The 23,535-nt window shown below is 44.5% G+C and carries 23 protein-coding genes, 10 tRNA genes and 1 pseudogene; 21 read left to right on the top strand and 13 right to left on the bottom strand.

Going from position 1 to position 23,535, the window contains the following annotated elements:
- Nucleotides 1–166: 166 nt before the first annotated feature.
- From CRECT_RS13220 to CRECT_RS07675, 13 genes and pseudogenes are all read right to left on the bottom strand, one after another.
- Nucleotides 167–354 (bottom strand): annotated as a pseudogene (locus CRECT_RS13220) (hypothetical protein); the annotation flags it as partial.
- A gap of 1,229 nt (nt 355–1,583) precedes the next feature.
- Nucleotides 1,584–1,658, bottom strand: a tRNA-Glu gene (locus CRECT_RS07730).
- Between the two features lie 17 nt (nt 1,659–1,675).
- Nucleotides 1,676–1,751, bottom strand: a tRNA-Lys gene (locus CRECT_RS07725).
- A gap of 3 nt (nt 1,752–1,754) precedes the next feature.
- Nucleotides 1,755–1,831 (bottom strand) — tRNA-Asp (locus tag CRECT_RS07720).
- Nucleotides 1,832–1,839: 8 nt separating this feature from the next.
- A tRNA-Val gene (locus CRECT_RS07715) sits at nt 1,840–1,915 on the bottom strand.
- A 15-nt stretch (nt 1,916–1,930) separates the two neighbouring features.
- Nucleotides 1,931–2,006 (bottom strand) — tRNA-Glu (locus CRECT_RS07710).
- Between the two features lie 13 nt (nt 2,007–2,019).
- A tRNA-Lys gene (locus tag CRECT_RS07705) sits at nt 2,020–2,095 on the bottom strand.
- A 3-nt stretch (nt 2,096–2,098) separates the two neighbouring features.
- Nucleotides 2,099–2,175 (bottom strand) — tRNA-Asp (locus CRECT_RS07700).
- 8 nt (nt 2,176–2,183) lie between these two features.
- Nucleotides 2,184–2,259, bottom strand: a tRNA-Val gene (locus CRECT_RS07695).
- Nucleotides 2,260–2,274: 15 nt separating this feature from the next.
- A tRNA-Glu gene (locus tag CRECT_RS07690) sits at nt 2,275–2,350 on the bottom strand.
- Between the two features lie 13 nt (nt 2,351–2,363).
- Nucleotides 2,364–2,439, bottom strand: a tRNA-Lys gene (locus tag CRECT_RS07685).
- A gap of 212 nt (nt 2,440–2,651) precedes the next feature.
- Nucleotides 2,652–4,082 (bottom strand): type I glutamate--ammonia ligase, encoded by a 1,431-nt coding sequence (gene glnA, locus CRECT_RS07680; protein ID WP_004318891.1) that lies wholly within the window; start codon nt 4,080–4,082, stop codon nt 2,652–2,654.
- A gap of 85 nt (nt 4,083–4,167) precedes the next feature.
- Nucleotides 4,168–4,947 (bottom strand): histidinol-phosphatase, encoded by a 780-nt coding sequence (locus tag CRECT_RS07675; RefSeq protein ID WP_004319082.1) that lies wholly within the window; start codon nt 4,945–4,947, stop codon nt 4,168–4,170.
- A gap of 126 nt (nt 4,948–5,073) precedes the next feature.
- On the opposite strand from CRECT_RS07675, the gene CRECT_RS07670 reads away from it, so the two are divergent.
- The 21 genes from CRECT_RS07670 (at nt 5,074) to CRECT_RS07565 (ending at nt 23,443) form a co-directional block, all read left to right on the top strand.
- Nucleotides 5,074–5,796, top strand: a complete 723-nt coding sequence (locus CRECT_RS07670) for a hypothetical protein (RefSeq protein WP_004319021.1) — start codon at nt 5,074–5,076, stop codon at nt 5,794–5,796.
- Nucleotides 5,796–7,055 (top strand): peptidase U32 family protein, encoded by a 1,260-nt coding sequence (locus CRECT_RS07665; protein WP_004318907.1) that lies wholly within the window; start codon nt 5,796–5,798, stop codon nt 7,053–7,055. Before CRECT_RS07670 ends, CRECT_RS07665 begins: the two co-directional genes overlap by 1 nt.
- On the top strand, nt 7,052–7,549 hold the full coding sequence (gene purE, locus CRECT_RS07660; RefSeq protein ID WP_004319103.1) for a 5-(carboxyamino)imidazole ribonucleotide mutase: 498 nt from the start codon (nt 7,052–7,054) through the stop codon (nt 7,547–7,549). Before CRECT_RS07665 ends, purE begins: the two co-directional genes overlap by 4 nt.
- 10 nt (nt 7,550–7,559) lie before the next feature.
- A complete protein-coding gene (locus tag CRECT_RS07655; protein ID WP_004318966.1) occupies nt 7,560–8,033 on the top strand; it encodes a DUF3972 domain-containing protein in 474 nt (157 codons plus the stop codon).
- 2 nt (nt 8,034–8,035) lie between these two features.
- The gene (locus CRECT_RS07650; protein ID WP_004319116.1) at nt 8,036–8,452 is read left to right on the top strand and encodes a GyrI-like domain-containing protein; all 417 of its coding nucleotides are present in this window, start codon (nt 8,036–8,038) and stop codon (nt 8,450–8,452) included.
- A gap of 6 nt (nt 8,453–8,458) precedes the next feature.
- A complete protein-coding gene (locus CRECT_RS07645; RefSeq protein ID WP_004318902.1) occupies nt 8,459–9,997 on the top strand; it encodes an AbgT family transporter in 1,539 nt (512 codons plus the stop codon).
- A 19-nt stretch (nt 9,998–10,016) separates the two neighbouring features.
- A complete protein-coding gene (glyQ, locus tag CRECT_RS07640) occupies nt 10,017–10,901 on the top strand; it encodes a glycine--tRNA ligase subunit alpha (RefSeq protein WP_004318951.1) in 885 nt (294 codons plus the stop codon).
- Nucleotides 10,902–10,907: 6 nt separating this feature from the next.
- Nucleotides 10,908–11,636, top strand: a complete 729-nt coding sequence (locus CRECT_RS07635; protein ID WP_004319119.1) for a Nif3-like dinuclear metal center hexameric protein — start codon at nt 10,908–10,910, stop codon at nt 11,634–11,636.
- A 9-nt stretch (nt 11,637–11,645) separates the two neighbouring features.
- Nucleotides 11,646–12,356, top strand: a complete 711-nt coding sequence (locus CRECT_RS07630) for a zinc ribbon domain-containing protein (protein ID WP_004319124.1) — start codon at nt 11,646–11,648, stop codon at nt 12,354–12,356.
- A 9-nt stretch (nt 12,357–12,365) separates the two neighbouring features.
- On the top strand, nt 12,366–13,505 hold the full coding sequence (gene waaA, locus CRECT_RS07625) for a lipid IV(A) 3-deoxy-D-manno-octulosonic acid transferase (protein ID WP_039888031.1): 1,140 nt from the start codon (nt 12,366–12,368) through the stop codon (nt 13,503–13,505).
- Nucleotides 13,502–14,260, top strand: a complete 759-nt coding sequence (locus tag CRECT_RS07620; RefSeq protein WP_004319107.1) for a pseudouridine synthase family protein — start codon at nt 13,502–13,504, stop codon at nt 14,258–14,260. The genes waaA and CRECT_RS07620 overlap by 4 nt, the downstream gene beginning before the upstream one ends.
- A 66-nt stretch (nt 14,261–14,326) precedes the next feature.
- Nucleotides 14,327–15,667, top strand: coding sequence for a signal recognition particle protein (gene ffh / locus CRECT_RS07615; RefSeq protein WP_004319114.1), 1,341 nt, complete (start codon nt 14,327–14,329; stop codon nt 15,665–15,667).
- A gap of 67 nt (nt 15,668–15,734) precedes the next feature.
- Nucleotides 15,735–15,965 carry a 30S ribosomal protein S16 gene (gene rpsP / locus CRECT_RS07610; protein WP_002951203.1) on the top strand — a complete coding sequence of 77 codons (231 nt, stop codon included), beginning with the start codon at nt 15,735–15,737 and terminating at the stop codon, nt 15,963–15,965.
- Nucleotides 15,966–15,970: 5 nt separating this feature from the next.
- Nucleotides 15,971–16,213, top strand: coding sequence for a KH domain-containing protein (locus CRECT_RS07605; protein ID WP_004319043.1), 243 nt, complete (start codon nt 15,971–15,973; stop codon nt 16,211–16,213).
- Entirely contained in the window at nt 16,206–16,733 is a 528-nt protein-coding gene (gene rimM / locus CRECT_RS07600) for a ribosome maturation factor RimM (RefSeq protein ID WP_004319126.1), read from the top strand. Before CRECT_RS07605 ends, rimM begins: the two co-directional genes overlap by 8 nt.
- Entirely contained in the window at nt 16,733–17,452 is a 720-nt protein-coding gene (trmD, locus tag CRECT_RS07595) for a tRNA (guanosine(37)-N1)-methyltransferase TrmD (protein ID WP_004318896.1), read from the top strand. The genes rimM and trmD overlap by 1 nt, the downstream gene beginning before the upstream one ends.
- Nucleotides 17,433–17,789 (top strand): 50S ribosomal protein L19, encoded by a 357-nt coding sequence (gene rplS, locus CRECT_RS07590; RefSeq protein ID WP_004318923.1) that lies wholly within the window; start codon nt 17,433–17,435, stop codon nt 17,787–17,789. The genes trmD and rplS overlap by 20 nt, the downstream gene beginning before the upstream one ends.
- A 1,236-nt stretch (nt 17,790–19,025) precedes the next feature.
- On the top strand, nt 19,026–20,426 hold the full coding sequence (locus CRECT_RS07580) for an aspartate ammonia-lyase (RefSeq protein ID WP_004319094.1): 1,401 nt from the start codon (nt 19,026–19,028) through the stop codon (nt 20,424–20,426).
- Between the two features lie 87 nt (nt 20,427–20,513).
- The gene (locus CRECT_RS07575; RefSeq protein WP_004319027.1) at nt 20,514–21,857 is read left to right on the top strand and encodes an anaerobic C4-dicarboxylate transporter; all 1,344 of its coding nucleotides are present in this window, start codon (nt 20,514–20,516) and stop codon (nt 21,855–21,857) included.
- A 62-nt stretch (nt 21,858–21,919) separates the two neighbouring features.
- Nucleotides 21,920–22,603, top strand: a complete 684-nt coding sequence (gene cuyB, locus CRECT_RS07570) for a cysteate racemase (RefSeq protein ID WP_004319110.1) — start codon at nt 21,920–21,922, stop codon at nt 22,601–22,603.
- Nucleotides 22,604–22,687: 84 nt separating this feature from the next.
- Nucleotides 22,688–23,443, top strand: a complete 756-nt coding sequence (locus CRECT_RS07565) for a hypothetical protein (RefSeq protein ID WP_004318992.1) — start codon at nt 22,688–22,690, stop codon at nt 23,441–23,443.
- Nucleotides 23,444–23,535: the final 92 nt, after the last annotated feature.

Below are 23,535 nucleotides of genomic sequence, written 5' to 3'. Positions count from 1 at the left end.
TTTGTCGGGGCTTTTGCCGTAAATTTGAAATTTTAAACAGAGGTAGAAAATTTATCGGAGTTGATTTAAAAAATAACGCGAAAGGATTGCGATAAAAATCCTTTAATTATCAAAGATAATCCTTAAAAACGATTAAATTATGGCTCAATTAAACTTAATTGGATTTTTAGCTGCGACTTGCGTTGCTACTTACAAGACCTCTTATCAATTTCAACAGTTTCTGATATAAGTTTTCCTATGTAGTTTAAATTCGCATTCCTTTTGGTGCAACAGAAAATTCTCTTTGCTTAGCTTCCTTGCGGTCGCTACACTCGAGAAGATACTTTTAAATTTAGATAATCTATGTTTAGCATATCTAATCTATGTTTAGCATATCTCCCGTCTGCTCTACTTCGCTACACTCGTAGCCTTTCAGGAGGCAGTAGCAAACAAAGTGAAGCTAAGCACAAGACCTCTTACTCTTTTAGATCCGAAGTGGCTTTCATCTATTTCAAAGCAAGCGAAAGCGGTGCTGCAGGCAGGTTTATAAAGCGAAGTTTTCTAGGCGGGCTTGCGAGCTGGAAATTTCACCTGAAAATTTACTTATTTTTAACTTCGCCACGCTCGTTACTTTTCAAGAACATAGTTCTCGTCGTAACTTACTACTCCTTTTGTATAAGCTTAAGTTAAAGAGAGCCAAATTATTTGCATCTGTTTTTATATATTAGCGACTTTTTGAGTATTTTTCGAGTTGCGCAAACACTATGCTGGACCGCAAAATACGGCATTTTTAAAAGTCGGACGCTACTTGACTAAGAAAATTTTGGGCGTATTTGCCAAACGGCAAATTTTTGCCTGTTTTGTTGATATGCACTGCCGAAGCGGCTATATTTATGCTTAAATTTCGTCTTAAATTTGACATTTTTTATGATGCGGCGCTGATCTGCGAAAAATGTCGGACTTGCGGGCTTTGATACTAACGCGCAAGATGGCTCTAGCAGGACGGATGATGGGGGTAAGAATTCGGTCAAGCGCGTTTGTCGGGCGACTAATAACAAAAATACGACTAAAATTTAAAAAGCGTAATTATTTTTGTTGCTTTTGGGCGCACTGCGGAGTTTTAAAAAGCGGATGCAAAGAGGATGCCGCATATTTAAATTTGTATAAGCATCCCTACAAACTCAAAATATTTATTGCGCCGAGCGTCTTGTTTGGGTGTTAGGCGGATTAGCCGAAGGATATGCGAGAGCTTGGGGGGCGGTATTTTTATTTTTTCTTGATTTTTGCTTTGTTTTAAATAGCGCTCTTTTGGATGAATAAAATTTTAGCTCCGAAAGCGGCTGCTTTTATTGGCCTTAAAACAGCATTTAAAAAAGACTATATTTGCTGCAGTTAATTTGGGTCGGCGTAGAGATTGCCTTTTTTATTTTAGATTTGGGAGCTAGCGAGAGCCAATCGGCTCTCTTGGATGGGGCCTTTACCAAAAAAACAATAGCCTTTTTGTATCAAACGACAAAAACTTGATTTGGCGAGATCGAATTTTTGAATCGAAGCAATCTACTATTGAGCTTTTATTGAAAGTTACGGGATTTTAAAAATCGGATTGGTGACCCTTACGAGAATCGAACTCGTGTTACCAACGTGAGAGGCTGGTGTCCTAACCGCTAGACGAAAGGGCCAACAATGATTAAAGCAGTGGTGCCCCGTGTAGGGTTCGAACCTACGACCCCATCATTAAGAGTGATATGCTCTACCAACTGAGCTAACGAGGCAAATGGCGCAGCGGACGGGGCTCGAACCCGCGACCTCCGCCGTGACAGGGCGGCATTCTAACCATCTGAACTACCGCTGCACCTAAAATGGTGGTCGCTATAAGACTCGAACTTATGACATCCACCTTGTAAGGGTGGCGCTCTACCAACTGAGCTAAGCGACCAAAAAGACTAAATCGTGGCGACCCTTAAAGGATTTGAACCTCTGTTGCTACACTGAGAGAGTAGAGTCCTGGGCCACTAGACGAAAGGGTCTAAAAATAAAAAATGGTGTCCTGTGCTGGACTCGAACCAGCGACCCCTTCATTAAAAGTGAAATGCTCTACCGACTGAGCTAACAAGACAAATGGCGCAGCGGACGGGGCTCGAACCCGCGACCTCCGCCGTGACAGGGCGGCATTCTAACCATCTGAACTACCGCTGCACCTAAAATGGTGGTCGCTATAAGACTCGAACTTATGACATCCACCTTGTAAGGGTGGCGCTCTACCAACTGAGCTAAGCGACCGAAAAGACTAAATCGTGGCGACCCTTAAAGGATTTGAACCTCTGTTGCTACACTGAGAGAGTAGAGTCCTGGGCCACTAGACGAAAGGGTCTAAAAATAAAAAATGGTGTCCTGTGCTGGACTCGAACCAGCGACCCCTTCATTAAAAGTGAAATGCTCTACCGACTGAGCTAACAAGACAAATTTTTTCAAAAAACGAAACGTAATTATATATAAAAAAGGCTGATTTGTCAAGATAAAAGCCGCTGTTTTTAAAATATAACCGTAGATTTTATTTAATTTATTAAAATTTTTATTCGATAAAATCGCGGAAGGAGTTAAATTCCAGCTAAATAAAAAAGCGCGAAATTTGACTCCAAAAAGCTAAAGGGGGATTTTATAATCCCTTAAATTTAGCAAGAAAAGCAGGTTTTAAACTCATACGCCGTCGGTCTTGCCTCATACGGCCACACCTGGCTTTCAAATTTATAATGCTGATAATCATCGATAAAGGTCTCGGTCATTATCGGGCGGAGGTATTCGTTGTCGCGGATGAGCGCCTCTAGGCTGCCTCGTAGCGTATGCGGGAGCTGCTCGATGCCGCGTTCGCGGATCTCATCGAGATGTAGTTTAAATAAATTTTCATCCATCGGGCCCACAGGCTCCATTTTGTGCTTTACGCCGTCAAGCCCGGCCATCAGCATCGCCGAAAAGGCCAAATACGGGTTTGCCGTGCTGTCTGGAAATCGCATTTCCGCGCGCACCGATTTTTCGCCCGAGCCGTATGGTATGCGGATCGAGGCCGAGCGGTTTTGACTGGAGTAGGTGAGTATCGACGGTGCTTCAAAGCCCGGGATTAGGCGCTTATAGCTGTTTGTGCTAGGGTTCGTAAAGGCCGCGACGCTCCTTGCGTGGTTTAAAATCCCGCCGATATACCAACGCGCGAAATCGCTTAAATTTGCGTAGTTTCCCTCGCCGTAAAATAAATTTTTACCGTCCTTCCATACCGACTGATGCACGTGCATACCGCTGCCGTTGTCGCCGTAGAGCGGTTTTGGCATAAAGGTCGCCGTCTTGCCGTTTAGATGCGCGACCATTTTGACGACGTATTTGTAGATTTGCACGTTATCGGCGGCTTCGACTAGGGTGCCAAATTTTACGCCGATCTCGCCCTGCCCCTGCGCGACCTCGTGGTGTCCGACGAAGACCTCGAGCCCTACTTGCTCTAAAACCTGCATCATCTCTGCGCGCAGATCGACCATACTATCGGTCGGTTGCGTCATCAGATATCCGCCTTTTCTACGCGGCCGGTGGCCCGTATTGTAGCTGTCGGTAAAATCTTTGGCGTCATTCCACTCGCCCTCTTCGGTATCGACTTCATACATCGCGCAGTTTGGGCTATCGACGATTTTTACGTTGTCAAATACGAAAAATTCGTTCTCCGGGCCAAAATACGCCGCGTCGCCCATACCGCTTTCTTTGATGTAGGCCATCGCTTTTTTGGCTATCGAGCGCGGGCATTTTTCGTAAATTTGACCCTTGTAAATGTCGTAAATATCGCAAAAAACGACTACCGTAACATCTGCAGTAAAGGGGTCTAAAAAGGCGCTGGTAGCCTCCGGGCACATTAGCATATCGCTTTTATCTATCGGTTGCCAGCCGCCCAGCGAGCTCGCATCCATCGGCACTCCGTTTTCAAAATGCTCCTTCTCTACGGATTTTATGTTATACGTGATACTGTGCCAAGCGCCGTTCATATCGGTAAATCTAAAATCCACGAATTTGACCTCGTGTTCTTTGCAAAAATCAAAAAAATGATCGACGCTTTTTACAAATTTTCCCATTTTTCGCTCCTGTGTTTATTGATTTCGTAATTGTATCATAAAATTTTACTTTTAAGATTAATTTAAATAAAATTTTCTACCCGATCTAAAATTTTACAAATTCCCTGTCGCGATTTTTAAATACCGCGCACTTGCTAAAGCCCAAATTTCTGGCGATTTGCTCGCATTTTTCGCCGTTTAGACCGACTTGATCCTTTGCGTGCGCGTCAGAGCCAAACGTGATAGGTATGTCTTTTTCGGCGATCATTTCTAGTAAATTTATGCTCGGATACTGTTCGCCGATGGGTTTTCTAAAGCCCGCTGCATTTATCTCGACCGTCAAATTTGCCTTTTTTATAGCGTCAATAGCGTCTTTAGCGAGGATTCTAACGTCGGTTTTTGGCATAAATTTAAACACCTTTAGCAAATCCAAATGCCCAACTATGTCAAATTTGCCCGACTTTGCCATCTTTTCGATATAGTAGAAATAATCCCGCCAAATTTGATCTATGTCGCGCTTTTCGTATTCGCCGATAAATTCGGGATTGTCAAAGCCCCAGCCGCCTAAAAAATGTACCGAACCGATGAGATAATCGACCTCTCTAGTTAAAACCCGCTCATCCATAAAGCCTTCTAAAAAATCGACTTCGTAGCCGAGCAGGATTTTGATCCGCCCGTCAAATTCGTCTCTGAGGCGTAAAATTTCGCTCTCGTAAGAGGGCATTTGCGAAAAATCCATACGATACGCTTCGTCAAATTTCATCGGCGCGTGATCGCTAAAACCGAAATACTCGCAGCCCGAATTTATCGCGCTCAAAACATACTGCCTGGGCTCATCTACGGCGTGTTTGCAAAGCGGGGTGTGGTTGTGCAGATCGACTCTCATTTTTATCCTTAAATATTTTGCAAATGCTACCTAAAATTTGATAAATTTAAGGATAAAATTTTGCTTTTTAAACTTACATTTCATTAAATTTATATATAATCAGCCCAAATTTAAATAGGAGTTTTTATGACGCAAGAAGAACTTGACGCCTTGATGGCGGGCGATTTCGAGGACGAAGAAATCGGCGAGGAAAAAACGGAAGAAAAGGCGCCGCCTGCGGAGGAAAGCGTTAAAAAAAGCAACTCCGTATCCGGCGAGCAGACGATGAGCTACGAAGGCGCCGAGATGCGCGTATCTCCTAATATGCCATGGCCTCCGCCTCCACCGACGGACGATCACAAGATGGTTCATCAGCTAGACGACGTCACTAAGGACAGCGAAGAAAAAGCTACGCAGATGTTTGATAAGCTCGATGCGATCAATAATTTCTTGATGGACGCCGAGAGCGGGCTTGGCGATATAGCCGGCGGCATAGAGGCTAATATAGAAATTTTTACGAAACTGCATAAAAAATTTCCTAATATCGCGACTTTTTCCGAGGCTCTTAAAAAAAATAGCGAGCTAAAAAATGCGGCAGAAACGACGCTGGATAACGTCAGAATGGCGGAAGACGAGATAATGATGGCGATGGATATGATGCAGTATCAAGACATCCATCGTCAAAAGATTGAGCGCGTCATCAACGTCATGCGCGCGCTTAGCAAGTATATGAGCAGTCTGTTTGAGGGTAAGATCGACGACGAGAAGCGCGTATCCTCGGCCGTGCATATCGCAGGCGATACTCACACCGAAAATCTCGTCAGTAACGACGATATCGAAGCGCTGATCGAAAGTTTGGGCAAAAAATAGTGCTAAAGCCCGAGCTTTTATCTCCCGCGGGAAATTTAACCAAGCTAAAAATCGCGCTAGAATACGGTGCGGACGCGGTTTACGCCTCGGTGGCGAGCTTTTCGCTTCGCACGCGTTCGGCGCGCGAATTTAACTTAGAGAGTTTTAAGGAAGCCATCGAATACACGCACGCAAAGGACAAGAAATTTTACGCGACGGTAAACGCTTTTCCTTTTAATTCGCAAATCGAGTCGCTAAAACGCCACCTGCAAACGATATCGGCGATGAAGCCCGATGCCTTTATCGTCGCGACTCCGGGCGTGATGAGCCTAGCAAAAGAAATAGCCCCCGACATCGAGATCCACCTCTCTACGCAGGCAAACGTTATGAACGCGCTCGATGCCAAAATCTACCACGAAATGGGTGCAAAACGCATCGTAGCAGCACGCGAAATGAGCCTAAAAGACGTAGTGAAGATAAAAGAGCAAATCCCGACGCTGGATATCGAAATTTTCATTCACGGCTCGATGTGCTTTGCGTATTCGGGGCGCTGTTTGGTTAGCTCCGTGCAAAGCGGCCGCCAATCAAACCGCGGCAGCTGCGCAAACGACTGCAGGTTTAAATACGAACTTTACGCAAAAAGCGATGAAAGCGGGGTTTTATTTCGCCTCGAGGAGGACGAAGGCGGCACGCATATAATGAACTCCAAAGACTTAAATTTATCCGCGCACATCAAAGATATCATCGAAAGCGGCACGGTCGATAGCCTAAAAATCGAAGGCCGCACGAAAAGCGAATACTACGCCGCCTGTGCGACTAGAGCATACCGTATGGCCGTCGATGACGCTATGGCTGGCAAATTTGACGCGCAAATTTACGCCGGCGAGCTAAATACGCTAAAAAATCGCGGCTTTACCGACGGCTACTTGGTAAATCGTCCGTTTGAAAAGGCTGATACGCAAAATCACGCCAGCAGCCTAGAGGAAGGCACTCATCAGGTAAATGCTTTGACTTTAGACGGCGAGTTTTTTAAATGCAAATATAAAATTTTCCCGGGTAGCGAGTATGAGATCGTAGCGCCCATAGGCTCGCAGATAGATGAGCGCGAGAGCGAAATCTCTCAAATTTTCGGTCGCAACGGTAAGAAATTTATCAAATTTAAAAAACTCGTAACCAAAAAAGGCAAAGAGATCGCCGAGATCCACAGCGGCAATGAAAACGAAGTAAATTTGGGCGCTAGGCTGCCTAAATTTAGCTTTTTAAGAGAGGAAATAAAATGAAATTCGTATCTATAATAATGGGAAGCAAGAGCGACTACGACGTAGTTAGCGAGGCGGCGAAAGTGCTTGAAAAATTTAATGTCCCTTATGAGCTAATCATCAGCTCGGCGCACAGAAGTCCGAAGCGAACGAGCGAGTATGTCGCTGCAGCCGAAGAAAAGGGCGCGCAGGTATTTATCGCGGCTGCCGGCATGGCAGCGCATCTAGCGGGCGCTATCGCGGCAAACACCACTCGCCCCGTGATCGGTATCCCGATGGGCGGCTCGGCGCTTAGCGGCGTGGATGCGCTTTATTCGACCGTGCAGATGCCCGGCGGCATGCCCGTAGGCACCGTGGCTATCGGCAAGGTCGGCGCGGTAAACGCAGCCTATCTGGCGCTACAAATTTTGGCCCTAAACGACCTTAATCTGGGCGACGCGCTAAAAGCCGACCGAGCGGCGAAAGCCAAGCAAGTAGAGGAGGACTCGGCGAAGGTGGAAATTTTACTCGCCTAAAGGAGCAAAGATGCAGACATACTTAAATATCGACGAATTTTGCAAGCTCGTGCACCTGGAGCGCGAGGTGATCGAGGGGATGATAAACCGCGGCGTGTTAAATACGAAAGAAGAGGGCGGCGAGATCCTCATAGAGGCTAGCCAAGGCACGATGAGCGTGGTGCCTAGCGTCGTGGCCGTGCCGGCTCCGCAGATCGGCGCGGACGGTTTTAGCTTCGTAGAAAAGACGATCGGCACGATACTGAATTTACACGAAAAGGTGCTTGATGCTAAAGACGAGACGCTAGAGACCCTGCGCAACGAAAATAAATTTTTAAAAGAGGCGTTAATCTCGATGCAAGAGCTTTACGACGAGGATCGCCGCACGGTCGAGACGCTAACGTCGCAGCTAAAAAATTCGCAAGAAGAAGTCGAGTTTTTAAAACGAAAATACAAACTTATGTGGAACAAAGCGGTTGAAAATTTCAAAGACGACAAGGAATAGGCGTGGAAATTTTAGCGGTAGAGGGCTTTAAAATTTACGGACTAAAAACTCGCACCAAAAACGTCGACGAGATAAGCTCTAGCGGTAAAATCCCGGCCTTGTGGGCTAAATTTACAAAAGAATTTTATGACGGCAAAAGCGAAATTTACGGCGTTTATTGTAGTTACGAAAACGGCGTAAATGGGCTTTACGATTTATTTATCGGTACGAAGTCGCTTTGCCCGGGCGGCGAAATTTTAGAGATAAAAAGCGGCAAATACGCTGTTTTTAGCTTTCCGAGCGAGCCGCAAAACGTAGCAAGATTTTGGAGAAAAATTTGGAAATATTTTGAAGGCTCGAAGCTAAAAAGAGCCTACGAAACGGATTTTGAGCTTTACGGTAGCGACGGGATAAAAATTTATATCTCGGTTTTAGATTAGGACAAAATGGACAATAAAAATAGCGAATCAATCTTAGGCTTTATCGAAAAATTCGGCAACAAGCTGCCTAATCCCACTATGCTTTTCGTCTATCTTTCGGTTATTACGATTTTGCTATCGTTTGCGCTAGAGAGACTCGGCGTTGGCGTCAGCTATCAGGCTATCAAGGACGGGCAGATCTCGCAGCTAAGCGCAAACGTCGTAAATTTGCTCTCAGCTGATAGCATCAGGACCTTTGTCTCGTCCATGCTTAAAAACTTCACCGGTTTTTATCCTCTTGGCGTGGTTTTTGCGATCATTTTAGGTATCGGCGTGGCGGATAAGGCCGGGCTTTTATCGGCGCTGGTTAAAAAAATCGCCCTAAAATCGTCTAAAAAATGGGTGACGCCGATCGTGGTTTTTTTGGGCATTATGTCAAATGTCGCCTCATCGGTCGGCTACGTCGTGCTGATACCGCTCGGAGCGATTTTATTTGCTGGCTTCGGGCGCCACCCTATCGCGGGACTTGCCGCGGCTTTTGCGGGCGTTAGCGGCGGCTGGTCGGCAAATCTGCTAATCGGCACGAACGATCCGATGTTTGCGGCGTTTTCTACGCAGGCGGCCAGCGTGCTAAATCCCGACTACGTCGTTTTGGCTACGGCAAATTGGTATTTTATGATCGCATCGACCTTTTTGATCGTGATGGTAGGCTCTTTTGTTACGGATAGGATCGTCGAGCCTAGGCTGGGCAAATTTAGCTTTGATGGGGCGTTAAATTTGCACGAGCGCGGCGAGATCAGCGCAGAGCAAAAGCGAGGGCTAAAATTTGCCCTCATCGCGTCGGTTATTTTCGCGATCCTTTTGCTAGCGGCGCTTTTACCGTCAAATTCGCTCTTTGGCGCAAAAGAGGGCGAGAGCTTTACGAAGTCCGTTTTTATGCACTCTATCATCATTTTTATGATGCTATTTTTTATAGTAGCGGGCGCTGCATACGGAGCTGGAGCGGGGACGATAAAAAACAGCGGCGACGCGGTCAAATTTATGGAACAAGCCGTCGCCGAGCTATCGGGATTTTTGGTTTTGATATTTTTCGCGGCTCAGTTTACCTATCTCTTTAACGCCTCAAACATCGGGCTGGTACTGTCGATAAAGGGCTCGGTTTTCTTAAAAGATATCGGCTTAACCGGGCTTAGCCTAATTATCGTTTTTATAGTCGTGATCGCGTTTATAAATTTATTTATCGCCGTGGATTCGGCTAAATGGGCGATGATGGCGCCTATTTTCGTGCCGATGTTTATGAATCTAGGCCTCTCGCCCGAGCTAACGCAAGCCGCGTTTAGGATAGGCGACTCGACGACGAATATCATCACGCCTTTGATGCCGTTTTTCGTGCTGATAGTGGCGTTTATGCAGCGCTACGACAAGGGGCTGAAAATCGGCTCGGTAGTCTCGATAATGCTGCCTTACACGGTCGCGTTTTTGATCTCGTGGGCGGCGCTGATGTCGGTTTGGTACGTTTTGGACCTACCTTTGGGGCCGGGCGCGATTATACACTATCTAAAATAAATTTTAAAAAGGAAGAAAAATGACGTTTTCAGAGATTATTTTGACGTTGCAAAACTACTGGCGCGAGCAGGGTTGCGTGATACTGCAGCCATACGATATGCCTGCGGGCGCGGGCACCTATCATCAGGCGACTTTTTTAAGGAGCCTCGGGCCAAAGCCGTGGGCGACGGCGTACGTTGCCCCATCTCGCCGCCCGACCGACGGTAGATACGGTGAAAACCCAAACCGCCTGGGTGCTTATTATCAGTTTCAGGTGCTCATTAAACCAAGCCCGGAAAACATACAGGAGCTTTATCTAAAAAGCCTTGAAAAGCTCGGGTTAAATTTGAAAAATCACGACATCCGCTTCGTCGAGGATAACTGGGAGAGCCCGACGCTGGGCGCTTGGGGGCTAGGCTGGGAGGTCTGGCTAGACGGTATGGAGGTGACGCAGTTTACGTATTTTCAGCAAGTAGGCGGCATCGCGTGCGAGCTGGTTTCGGCTGAGATCACCTACGGCCTTGAGCGTCTTGCGATGTATCTACAAGACGTAAATAGCGTCTATGATATCGTTTGGGACGATAGGGGCGGCAATATCGTGACCTACGCCGACGTGCATAAGCAGGGCGAATTTGAGTGGAGCAAATATAACTTTGAAATCGCAGACGTAGATATGCTATTTCGCCAGTTTGAAAATGCATTCGGCGAGTGCAAACGCTGCCTGGAGGCTAAAATTTCGCTGCCTGCGTATGATTATTGCATGCTTGCGGCGCATACGTTTAACGTCCTTGACGCGCGCGGAGCGATCAGCGTAACGCAAAGGCAAGACTACATCCTAAAAATCCGCGAGCTGGCCAAAGAGTGCGCGCTGACGTATAAAGCCGGCATCGATGCCGCAGCCGAAAACGGTGCGAAGGGCGAATAAAATTTGATGAAAATCGGCGAAATTTATAAAATTTTAGACGAGATTAGCCCGTTTGCGAGTCAAGAGGAGTGGGATAATAGCGGGCTGCTCGTGGGCTCGTTTGAGGCGTGCGCGCAGCGCGTTTATCTTAGCCTTGACGTCGACGACGAACTTTTGGACGAAGCGCAGCCAAATTCGCTTATCATTACGCATCATCCGCTCATTTTTAAAGGGCTAAAATCGCTAAATTTGGACAAATATCCAAGCAGCTTAATCGCAAAAATGATGGCTAAAAATTTAAGCCTGATCGCGATGCATACCAATTATGATCTAAGCCACTTAAACGAGTACGTGCTAAGCGAAATTTTGGGTTTTACGCCAAAGGGGCGCGATGGATTCTTGCTTTATGCGGATGTAAATTTGAGTTTTGACGAGCTTTGCGTGTCGGTAAAAGATAAATTTAAACTTGAAATTTTAAGAGTCGTAAAGGCGCAGAAAAACGAGCGTATCGGACGGCTTGCGCTTTGCACGGGAAGCGGCGGAGATCTGATAGGCGAGGTGCGGGCGGATGTGTTTTTAACCGGAGATATCAAATACCACCAAGCGCTTGAGGCCGCACATAATAATTTAAATTTGATAGACATCGGACACTTTGAGAGCGAGCGGTATTTCGGGGAGTCGCTTGCAAAATATTTGCAAAATTTAGCGATTCCTACTATAATATCCAACTCAAAAAACCCGTTTTCATACAGTTAAAGGAAAAAAATGAATAAATATTTAGAACAATTAGTCGAGCTCTCGACGATCGACAAAGATATCGACGATTTTACGCCGCGCCTTGAGAAGGTTCAAAGCGTTTTAAAATCGACCAAGGACGAGCAGGCGGCGATTTTAGCGCAGATCGAGGATGCGGCTACGAGCGTGACCGAGCTAAAAAATCAAAAATCTCAAACAAACGCTCATATAGCCGAATTTAGCGCAAAAATCAAAGACGTCGCCAAAAAAAGCAACTCCGCAAAAACCGAAAAAGAGATAAAAGCGCTCCAGTTGGAAGACGAGCTGGCCAAAGAGCAGCTAGAGGCCGCAAACGAAGAGGTCGAAAGGCTCGAAAAAATCATAGATAGCAAAAATGCGCTCAAAAGCGAGCTTGAAGCGAAGGCTGCGGAGCTGGGCGAAAATTTGACCAAAATCGAGAGCGAAATTTCGGCCGAAGTTGGCGCTATCGAGCAGCAAAGGGCTGAAATTTACGCTAAAAAAGATAAGTTAGTCGGCGAGATGAATCAAAAAATCTTGACCTTTTACGAAAAGATCCGCAAATGGGCGCATAACACCGCCGTCGTGCCGGTCAAAAAACAGGCCTGCTACGGCTGCTTTATGCAGATAAACGACAAGACTTATTCTGCCGTCATCAAGGGCGAAGACATCGTGACCTGCCCTCACTGCGGCCGAATTTTATACAAAGAAGCGGCGAACTAGCCTTTAAATTTGATAATAATTTATTACGTTTTAGTCCTCGCGGCGTTTGCCTTGGGGGCTTTACCGCTTGCGATTTTAGCTTTTAAAAAAAAGTACAGAGCCTCGATCCCCGCTAGATTTTTTTTGTTTAAAAATCCCAAATTTGACGCCTCGCGCGTGCATTTTCATGCGTGTAGTTTCGGCGAGGTGCGTTCTATCGCGCCGCTAGTTAGTAGATTTAAAGACGCGGCCGCAGTCTCGGTCGTAACCAAAACCGGTTTTGACGAGGCGAAAAAGATCACGCAAAATACGCGCTTTTTGCCGTTTGAGATATTTTTACCGTTTTGGCTAAAGCCTGCTAAAATAACGGTTATTTTTGAGGCCGAGCTTTGGCTGGGGCTTGTTTTTTGGGCTAAATTTAAGGGCTCGCGCGTCATTTTGATAAACGCTAGGATTTCTGATAGGAGCTACAAAAGCTATCTAAAATTTGGCTTTTTTTACGTGTATTTGTTTAAATTTATAGATAAAATTTACGCCCAAAGCGATCTGGATAAACAGCGCCTAGAGCGGCTCGGCGCCAAAAATATCGTCGTTAGCGGCAATATAAAATCAGCTTTTTTGCCAAATCCGAGTCAAATTTACGCCAAACCAAAAGAGCGCGCGATCGTGCTAGCTAGCACTCATGCGGGCGAGGAGGGGCTGATCTTGCGCGAGTTAAATTTGAGCGCAAACGATAAGTTGATACTCGTGCCGCGCCATCCTGAGAGGTTCGGTGAGGCAGGCGAGATTTTGGCTAAATTTGCCGCAAAAAACGGACTAAAATTTGCTAAATTTAGCGAAGCCAAAAATTTTGACGCGCAGTGCGTGCTGGTCGATGCGATGGGCGAGCTGGTAAATATTTACAAATTTAGCGACGTCGTCGTGCTCGGCGGTAGCTTCGTGCCAAACGTGGGCGGACACAATCCGATCGAGGCGGCGCAGTTTGAAAACGTGGTGATAAGCGGGGAGTTTATATTTAATCAAAAAGCCTTGTATAGCGCGGTTGACGGCATAAAATTTGCAAAAGCGGATGAGATAAGTTTGCTTTTAAGGCAAAATTTACCCAAAGCAAAAATCGTCGCCAAAGGCGATGTAAGCGAGATTTTAAAAGATATTGAGGAAAATTTATGAAAGAAGAAAAAGCCTATAAGCTGCTGGCGATCCAGGAAGGCATCTCAAACAACGAGGCAAAGGAGCTGATTGACGCTGGGCTGGTTAGCGCCAAAGGGCAAAGGATCGCCGTGGCGCGCACGGTTATGAGCGCGGCGACTAAATTTAACGTGCAAAAGCTGCCGCGCCCAAGCGTGATTTTTGAGGATGAAAACCTGATCGCGGTTGATAAACCGGCATTTTTAACGTCGGAAAAAGTGAGCGAAATTTATAAATTTCCGCTTCTTCACAGGCTTGATAAGGAAACTAGCGGCGTGCTGTTACTCGTAAAAAACGAGGAATTTCAAAAAAAAGCGATCGAGGAGTTTAAAAACTGCCGCGTAAAAAAAGAGTATGTCGCAGCTGTAAAAGGCATCGTGAGCGAGGAATTTAGCGTAAACGAACCTATAATCACGCTAAAAAACAGAGGCGGAGCGTTTTCTAAAATCTCGCCAAACGGCAAAGATGCGCTCTCCATCGTGACGCCCGTGATGGTCGCAGGCAAAAAAAGCCTCGTAAAAGTCGAGATAAAAACCGGCAGAACTCACCAAATCAGAGTGCATCTAAATCATGCGGGATATGGGATCGTAGGGGATGAAAAATACGCTAAAAATAAAGCCGCTAGAATGTATCTGCATGCTTATAAAATCGAGCTTTTGGGATATAAATTTAGGTCAAATTTAAGCGAGGATTTTAATAGGCTCGGTTTTGAAATTTCAAGAAATTTTGAGATTTAAAGAGCGATAAAGCTTAAATTTATTAAAATACGCCCTTTAACCATAAATATAAATAAAAGGTAGAATGTGTTTGAACAAATCAGCGAGTCGTTTCGTTTAGCCGTTAGTAAAATTCGTTTCGTAGATGACGAAAAAGCGCTAAATAACGCGCTTGACGTGCTTAAAAAAGCGCTACTGAAAGCCGATGTTCATCACAAAGTTACCAAAGAGTTGCTAGCTCTCATCGAGGCCGATCTAAAGCAAAGCGGGATAGGTCAAAAGCAGTTTTTAGACGCTATAAAGTCAAATTTGACAAAGGTTTTAACCGCGCCGGGCAATCAAGGCTTTGTCTTTGCGCCCGTAGCCCCTACGACCGTGCTGATGGCGGGCTTGCAAGGTAGCGGCAAAACCACTACCACGATAAAGCTGGCTAATTATCTAAAACTTAGAAAGAAAAAAGTTTTGGTCGCGGCGTGCGATTTGCAGCGCTTGGCGGCCGTCGAGCAGCTTCGCCAGCTCTGCGAAGCAAACGAGATAGAGCTTTTTAGCATAGAAAACGAAACCGATCCGCTAAACGTAGCCAAGCAAGCGCTAGCTAAAGCAAAAAGCGGACTTTACGACGTGCTTTTGGTCGATACCGCAGGACGCCTGGCGATAGATGAAGTTTTGATGAAGCAGATAAAAGATATCAAATCAGCGCTCCAGCCGCATGAAATTTTCTACGTAGCCGACGCTATGAGTGGGCAAGACGGCGTTAAAACGGCTAGCGCATTTAACGATGCGCTAAAAATAAGCGGCGTGGTGCTAAGCAAATTTGACTCGGATAGCAAAGGCGGCGTAGCTATCGGCATAGCAAAACAGCTAAATATCCCGCTTAGATTCGTTGGTATCGGCGAAAAAGTCGGCGATATGGAGAGCTTTATCCCCGAGCGTATCGTGAGCCGCATAATGGGCGAGGGCGACTTGGCGACGTTGGTTGAGAAAACTAGCGCCGTAATAGACGAGCAAGAAGCAAAAAGAATAAATAAAAAGATCAAAAAAGGGCAGTTTAACTTTAACGACTTTTTGTCGCAAATGGAAAGCGTCAAAAAGCTCGGAAATATGAAAAGCCTTATCGGAATGATACCGGGGCTATCAAGCGTCGCAAATCAGATAAAAGATATCGACCTTGATAACTCGAAGGAAATTTTGCATATCAAAGCGATGATAAATTCGATGACGCAAAAAGAGCGTGAGAATCCTGATTTATTAAACAACAGCCGAAAAAGACGTTTGGCGGCCGGATCCGGACTATCTCAAGTAGAGGTAAATCGCTTTTTGAAGCAGTTTGAAAACGCATCGAAAATCGCAAAGAGATTTTCCGGCAAAGAAGGCTTAAAAGGGCTTGGAAATTTACTAAACCAAGCTAAAAACGCTCGCCCTAATTAAAGGGCTTAAATTTGGCTACGAGCGTGGCTAAATTTAAGCCTATTTAAAAAACACAAGGAGAAATATAATGGCAACAGTAGTAAGACTAACGAGAATGGGACGCAAGAAAAAACCTTTTTATCGTATAGTCGTAACGGATAGTAGAAAAAGAAGAGACGGCGGCTGGATAGAGTCGATCGGATACTACAACCCGATGGTTGAGCCTGAGGTAGTAAAATTTGACGCTGAGCGTTTGGCTTATTGGAAGGGCGTCGGTGCGAAACTTAGCGATAGGGTTGCAAAAATAACTAGCAAATAATAAAAATGGTAGAAAATTTTTTACTTGAGTATGCTAAGCTCATCGCCGATTTTCCTGAAAAAGTAAAACTCGAGCGAGTCGAGCTTGGCGAAAATTTTGCCGAACTGATAATATATGCCGATAAGGTCGATACCGGAAAGCTAATCGGTAAAGACGGCAGGATGATAAATGCGATAAAAACCGTCATAGTAGGCTACAAAGCAAAAGACGCAACTTCATACCGCGTTACGGTAAAGCCTCTTGAGTGAGCTCGTAGAAGTCGCACTGCTTGGCAAAACGGTAGGATTAAAAGGATTTGTCAGGCTTCATAACAGAGGCGACTTTCCTAATCAATTTAAAAAAAATGCTATTTTTTACGACGGAGACGGCAATGAGCTCGTCGTAAAAAACTATAATAGCGCAAACGATACTATTGTTTTTTGCGGTTTTGAAGATATAGATAGCGCAAAAACTCTTACAAATAAAACAATCTACACTACAAAAGAAGAAACTAGAAAAAACTGCAAACTAAAAAAGGGCGAATTTTTTTATTTTGATGTCATCGGCTGTGAAATTTACGAAAACAACCAAAGGCTCGGCGAAGTAGAGGATATAGACGAGGTCGGCGCAAATCATCTATTTCTGATAAAAACGGATGGAAATTTGATCGCCAAAGGGTTGGAAAAAAGTTTTTACATTCCGTATATTGATGTTTATGTAGAAAAAGTCGATGTGGAAAATAAAAAAATTTATACCAAAAACGCTATCTTGATTTTAGAAAATTCCTGATGAAATTTACTTTCGTTACGCTTTTTAAAAACCTCGTTAAACCGTATTTTGAAGATAGTATTTTAGGCCGCGCTGTAAAAGAAAAGCTCGTCTGCGTCGATTTTTTAAATCCTAGGGATTTTAGCGCAGATAAACATAAAAAGGTTGATGATTATATGGTTGGGGGCGGTGCAGGATTGCTGATGGCGTGCCAGCCTCTTGATGATACTTTTAAATTTTTACTAAAAAACGAACCGAAAGCTCATATCGTTTTTCTTGCGCCTGCAGGAAAGAAATTTAACCAAAATGACGCCAAACGCCTAGCGAAAAAAGAGCATATTTGTTTAGTTTGCGGCAGATACGAGGGGATAGATGAGCGTATAGTAGAAAAATACGCTGACGAAATTTTTTGTATCGGCGATTTTATAATGACGGGCGGAGAGCTTGCGGCGCTTTGTGTCGCCGATGCGATTTCGCGCAATATTAAGGGTGTTTTAGGAAATAATCAAAGCCTTGAAATCGAGAGTTTTGAGGGTGATTTGCTCGAAGCTCCGTCTTTTACAAAACCAAACGATTATAAAGGCCTCGGTGTGGTTTCAGCGTTTTTAAAGGGAGACCATGCTAAAATCGAAGCTTTGAAAAATAACATGGCGTTCTTAAAAACTAGGTTTTTTCGTCCGGATTTACACCGAAAATTTGAGCCGCCGACTAAGGAAAAAAATGAGAAACAAGTATATTGAGGCATTTGAACAGGCTCAAATCGCTCAAAAGTCTGTGCCTAATTTTCGTGCGGGAGATACTTTACGTATAGCCATCCGTATCAAAGAGGGCGATAAATCGAGAATTCAAAATTTCGAAGGTATCTGTATAGCAAGACGCGGAAGCGGCGTCGGCGAGACTTTTATCATTAGAAAGATCGGTGCAAATAGCGTCGGCGTAGAGAGAATTTTCCCTATTTATAGCGAGAGCCTGGAGAGCATAACAGTGCTAAGACAAGGTCGCGTTCGCCGCGCTAAGTTGTTTTATCTACGCGATAGACGCGGTAAAGCCGCTCGTATTAAAGAGCTTAAAAAATAATTTCACTTCTCGCAAAGGCCTGATTTTGGCCTTTTGCTTTCTTTCATTTTATCTAATATCAAAAAATATTTAATTAAAATCAACGGCTTTATTTAAATTTCTACTTACAATCCGGTTATTATTTTATAAACAAAAGTTTAGATACGGAAAAACCATATGGTAAAACGGCGCTTTTAACGGCGTTGCGGCAATGAAGCTTTTTGGCGATTTGCACAACAAAAAGCGCATAAATTTGACGAAAGAAGTCAAATAAATAAAATCTCGCGCTTTATAATGGCGCAGGGTTTAAATGGTAAGATAAATTTTGGTATCGGCGACTATAATGTTATCTTGAGTGCACTTGATATGGTTACGCTTGAGCCAAACGTTTTGTGCGCGCTGGCGTTTTGAAAAACGGCATTTCAAGGCTTGGTTTGAGTAAAACGATGACGTCGGTCCGTTTTTTAGAGTCCTAAAATCTTAATTTTTCTATTTTTGGGTTGTATTTTAGCAAACTTCTTATTTGCAAAACTCATATCAAAAACTATCAAATTTAATTGATAATCTTTTGTATTTACATTCAAAATAAAATAAATTTATACTTAAAAAGAATCGAACATAGGGGCGTTTTTGTTTAGTTTTTTAGGCAAATTTATCTATCCGAAATATAGCTTGGGCGCTTTAGTACTGTAGTTAGCGTCTCGCGTAGAGCGTTTTAAGACCCAAGCTAAATTTATAAAATATATCTAAATTTTAAATACGAGTAATCGTATTTGACGCAAATGAACTAAAGTTTAGAATCGAAATTTCCGCTCAAACTAAAATTTAGGCAAACATAAGTATCGATAAGGATAGTAAAAAGCCAAATTTAAAAAATTTCTAAATTTTTATAGTCGTATTAAGATTATTAAAAATTTAAGATTTAGGTTTTACAGGCTCTTAAATAAAAATTAATATAACAATTTAAGTTTAATGTTGCTTTTTAAATACAAATAATAAAACAAAAAGCAAATAGCTTAGAAATTTTCAGTATCATTCCGCTCGTTTTTTCGCCCACTTTTTAAAAATCGCACATTACCATAAAGTATTAAAAATAGCGTTATATTGGTTATTTAAAGCATATATAGAAATTATACTTGCGAGAAAAAAGAACAAAATAGTAATAAAAAAATAAATAAAAAATTAAAATTTTAATTTAAATATCAGTTTAATTGCGCTATAGTTTCACTATTCAATTTCATTATAAAGGAGACCATTATGGGAACCAGAAGAGAACACGACTTCATAGGTGAGCTAGAGATAGCTGATGATGTTTATTACGGCGTGCAGACGTTTAGGGCGCTTGATAATTTCCATATGAGCGGACGACCGCTTAAGGATTATCCGTATTTCGTAAAAGCATTTGCCCAGATCAAAAAAGCCGCAGCTCTAGCAAACAAAGAAGTAGGCGTTCTAGACGCGCAAAAAGCCGACGCAATCGCAAAAGCGTGCGACGAGCTAATCGCGGGTAAATATTTAGATCAATTCGTAGTAGATATGATCCAAGGCGGTGCCGGAACAAGCACCAATATGAACGCAAACGAGGTTATTACAAACGTCGCGCTCGAAAGCCTAGGCCACAAAAAAGGCGAGTATCAGTATCTGCATCCAAACGATCACACAAATTTGGGTCAAAGCACCAACGACACTTATCCAAGCTCGATTAAGGTCGCGGCTTACGCGAAATTAACCGACCTTTTAAAGGCTATGGAACTACTTAAAAACGAGCTGGAAGCTAAAGCAAAAGACTTCAAAGATATCATCAAAATGGGCAGAACCGAGCTTGAGGATGCCGTTCCTACTACGCTTGGCAACACTTTCCACGCATTTGCAAGCTATATCAAGAGTGATATCGAAAAAATCACCGCAGCAAGAGAGTCTATGGCTGTGCTAAATATGGGCGCGACCGCGATTGGAACGGGCATTAACTGCCATCCTGATTACAAAGCGGCCGTTCATAAAATTTTAAGCCAAATCACGGGCGTAAATTTCAAACCTGCCGATGATTTTATCGCAGCTACTCAAGACACTGCAGATTTCGTTCACGTTAGCGGCGCGCTAAAAACGGCTGCCGTTCGCCTAAGCAAGATAGCAAACGACCTAAGACTAATGAACTCAGGCCCAAGATGCGGTCTTGGCGAGATAAATTTACCTCAGATGCAGCCCGGCAGCTCTATCATGCCGGGTAAAGTAAATCCGGTCATCGCAGAGGTCGTAGGCGAAGCATGCTACGAAGTAATCGGCAACGACGTAACCATCATGCTTTGCAGCGAGAGAGGCGAATTCGAACTAAACGCGTTTGAGCCGGGCATCGCTTACGCGCTATTTAACTCGATCTTTATCCTTGAAAACGCGATGAAAACCTTAGCCGAAAAAGCGATCAGAAAACTAACCGCAAATCCTGAGGCTTGCCTAAAATCAGTGCTAGGTTCGGTCGGTATCGTAACTGCGTTTAACCCATACATCGGCTACGAAAAATCTGCAAGCATCGCTAAAGAAGCGTTGCAAACGGGTAAAGCCGTAGGCGACATCTGCTTAGAGAGAGGATATTTGAAAAAAGAGGAAATCGATAAAATTTTAGAGCCTAAAAATATGCTAAACCCTCATATGGGCAAATAAATTTGAGTTAAAGTCGAGGTGCGCCGAAGCGAATTCGGCGCATTTTAAATTTGTAAGTTAAAAAATTTAAATATAAGGAGTTTTCCTATGGATATAATGCTGATTTTACAGATTATAGTCCTACTTGGAGGTATCTACCTGGGCGTTAGGCTGGGAGGTATGGGTGTCGGCTACGCCGGCGGTCTTGGCGTAGTCGTTTTGGCGATACTCGGTATGAAAGTGGATATGAAAGATATCCCGATGGACGTTATCCTCATCATCGCGTCCGTTATTTCTGCCATCACTGCGATGCAAGTCGCGGGCGGACTTGATTATTTAGTTCAGGTCGCATCTAAAATTTTGCGTAAAAATCCAAAACAAATCAACTATCTAGCGCCTATCGTTACGTATATGCTTACGATACTAGCGGGCACGGGTCACACTGCGTTTTCTATGATTCCGGTTATCGTCGAGGTTGCTAAGACGCAAAATATCAAACCTAGCGCGCCTCTTGCGCTCTCGGTCGTTTCGTCTCAGGTGGCCATCACCGCCAGCCCGATATCTGCGGCTTTCGTTGCGATGACGGGCGTTTGCGAGCCTCTTGGCGTTAGCTATCCGATGTTACTTTTTGTCTGCATATCTACTACTTTCGTAGCTATGCTAGTTACGGCTTTTATCGTAAATAAATTTTACGATCTAGACCTCTCAAAAGACCCTATCTACCAAGACAGACTTGCTAGAGGCGCGGTCGCAGAGATAAAAGAGGTAGAGTATCAGGAGCTTAAACCTTACGCGAAAAGATCGGTCGCGATATTTGCCGTCGGCGTTTTGATTGTCGTTTGCTATGCGCTTATTATTTCAAAGAGCCTAGGCATCGTGGCAAAACCTATCCTTTCCAGAGATGCCGCGATCATCAGCTTTATGCTTACTATCGGCTTTCTTATCGCCACGCTTTGTAAGGTTGATACTAGCAAATTGCTTTCTACCAGCACTTTCCAAAGCGGTATGAATGCGTGCATCTGCGTCATCGGTATCGCATGGCTGGGCACTACTTTTGTAAACGGCCACATCGACGGTATCAAAGAGGTAGCCAAAAACGTCGTTACGCAGTATCCGTTCGTGTTAGCTATCGCGTTATATTTCTTAAGCTGCTTGCTATACTCTCAAGCCGCAACCACTCGCGTTATGATGCCTGCGGTCGCTGCTGCGCTGGGTATGACGTCTCCTGAAAACTCAGGTCAAATTTGGATCCTAGTCGCTTCATTTGCCGCCGTTTCAGGACTTTTCGTGCTTCCTACGTATCCGACCACTTTGGGCGCTATCGCTATGGACGATACGGGCACAACAAGAGTCGGTAAATTCGTATTTAACCACTCGTTCTTCGTGCCGGGCACCATAATGGTCGCTCTTTCGGTCGCGTTTGCATTCCTCATAGCTCCTGTTCTTATCTAAGGATTTCGAGCTAAATTTAGCCGAGACTTCGCTCTCGGCTTTTTAAATTTAAGGACTTTTTCATGAAACGAATCGGAATTTTAGGCGGTATGGGGCCGTTAGCCACTATCGACTTGTATGCCAAGATCGTAGAACTCACAAACGCCGCAAAAGATCAAGACAACATCCATATCGTCATCGACAACTACCCGCAGATACCTGACCGCACGGCGTATATCCTGCACGGAGGCGAGGATCCGTTTCCTTTTATGAAAGAGTCCGCGATAAGGCTCAAAAACGCGGGTTGCGAGGCTATCTGCATAGCTTGCAATACGGCTCATTATTTTGCCAAGCGCCTAACGCAGGAGTGCGGCGTAAATATCCTGCACATCGCTAAAATCGCGACTGCGTCGATAAAGTCGAATTTCCCTCACGCTAAAAAGATCGCCGTCATCGCCACTACCGGCACGACCGCGGCTAAAATTTACGAAAACGAGCTGATCGCCGCAGATCTTACGTGCGTAAAAATTCCTGAAAATTTGATGACCGACATCATGGACTGCATCTACAAGGGCGCAAAAGCAAATAAGCTAAAGGAGTACGTGGGTCTCTTTAACGACACGATCGCGGCTATCGAGGCCGACGCATATATCGCGGCTTGCACGGAGATACCGCTATTTTTGCCGTATGCGACGAAAAAAGATAAATTCGTAGATGCCACTCTCGAGCTTGCTAAAGCAGCCGTTAAATTCGGCCTGGAAAAATAACCGAATTTGCGTCTAATCGGCGCAAATTTACCCCCTCTTAAAACAAATTTTTATAAAATCCAAGCTAAATTTAAAGGATAAACGATGAAATTCGGCGAATTTAAAAATGCAAAAACTTTAAGCCTGGCAAGCCTGCTCTGCGAGCAAAATCCGCAGCTAGCGGAGCGGATAAAACAAAACGAGTTTTTATATATTTCTTGCTTTGAGGATAAAATTCTAGGCGCCAGCAATCTCATCCGCTGCGAGATCGGATCGGCTAGTTACGTGTTAGCGTTGCTTTGCAAATACTCGCTTGACGCGGCTAAATTTGACGAGCAAACGCGCGAATATTTTGAGGGGCTTGACGAAGGGTACCTAAGCGGCGAGTGTAACGTCGGCGAGGAGGAGTTTGAGCAGATCGCAGAGTTTTTAGAGGGGTGCGAAAATATCGTGATCGATAGCTCCTTTTTGGCGCATGCGGACGCGAAAAATATATTCGAGTTTTTGCAAATGCTCGGTAAAAACGTCGTTTTGGCTGACGGCGAGCAGGGCGAGTTTAAAACGGACGGCGAGCTAGCGCCGCTAAAAGAGCCCGAGAGCTTTGACGGCAGCGTCGTGTTTTTTATGGATGAGGCGGACGGCTCAAATTTAGATGGCGAGGTAAAGGAGCTAATCGGCTCGGCGTCGTTTGCCGCGGCCGCAAAGGTAAAAGACGGCGATATGGTGAGCGTGCAGGCTAAGGGCGCCGAAGCGAAGGCTAAATTTAAGCTAGAGCCGCAGATGAAGGGCACGGTTGCGCTTTGCAGGGCGAAATTTAGCGGATACGCCTTTAAGCTCGTTAAGATCTCAAAAGAGGCGTAGCGGCATACGGTTAGATTTAAATACTCGGCAAAATTTGACGGATAAAATTTGAAACGGGAGAGCCGAAAGTTAAAGCAAAATTTGATCGTATG

Origin of the sequence: Campylobacter rectus, from assembly GCF_004803795.1 — a bacterium.
GTDB classification, from domain to species: Bacteria; Campylobacterota; Campylobacteria; order Campylobacterales; family Campylobacteraceae; genus Campylobacter_A; species Campylobacter_A rectus.
Note: the sequence above shows the minus strand (reverse complement) of the source record. Positions and strands in the feature narration are given on the sequence as shown.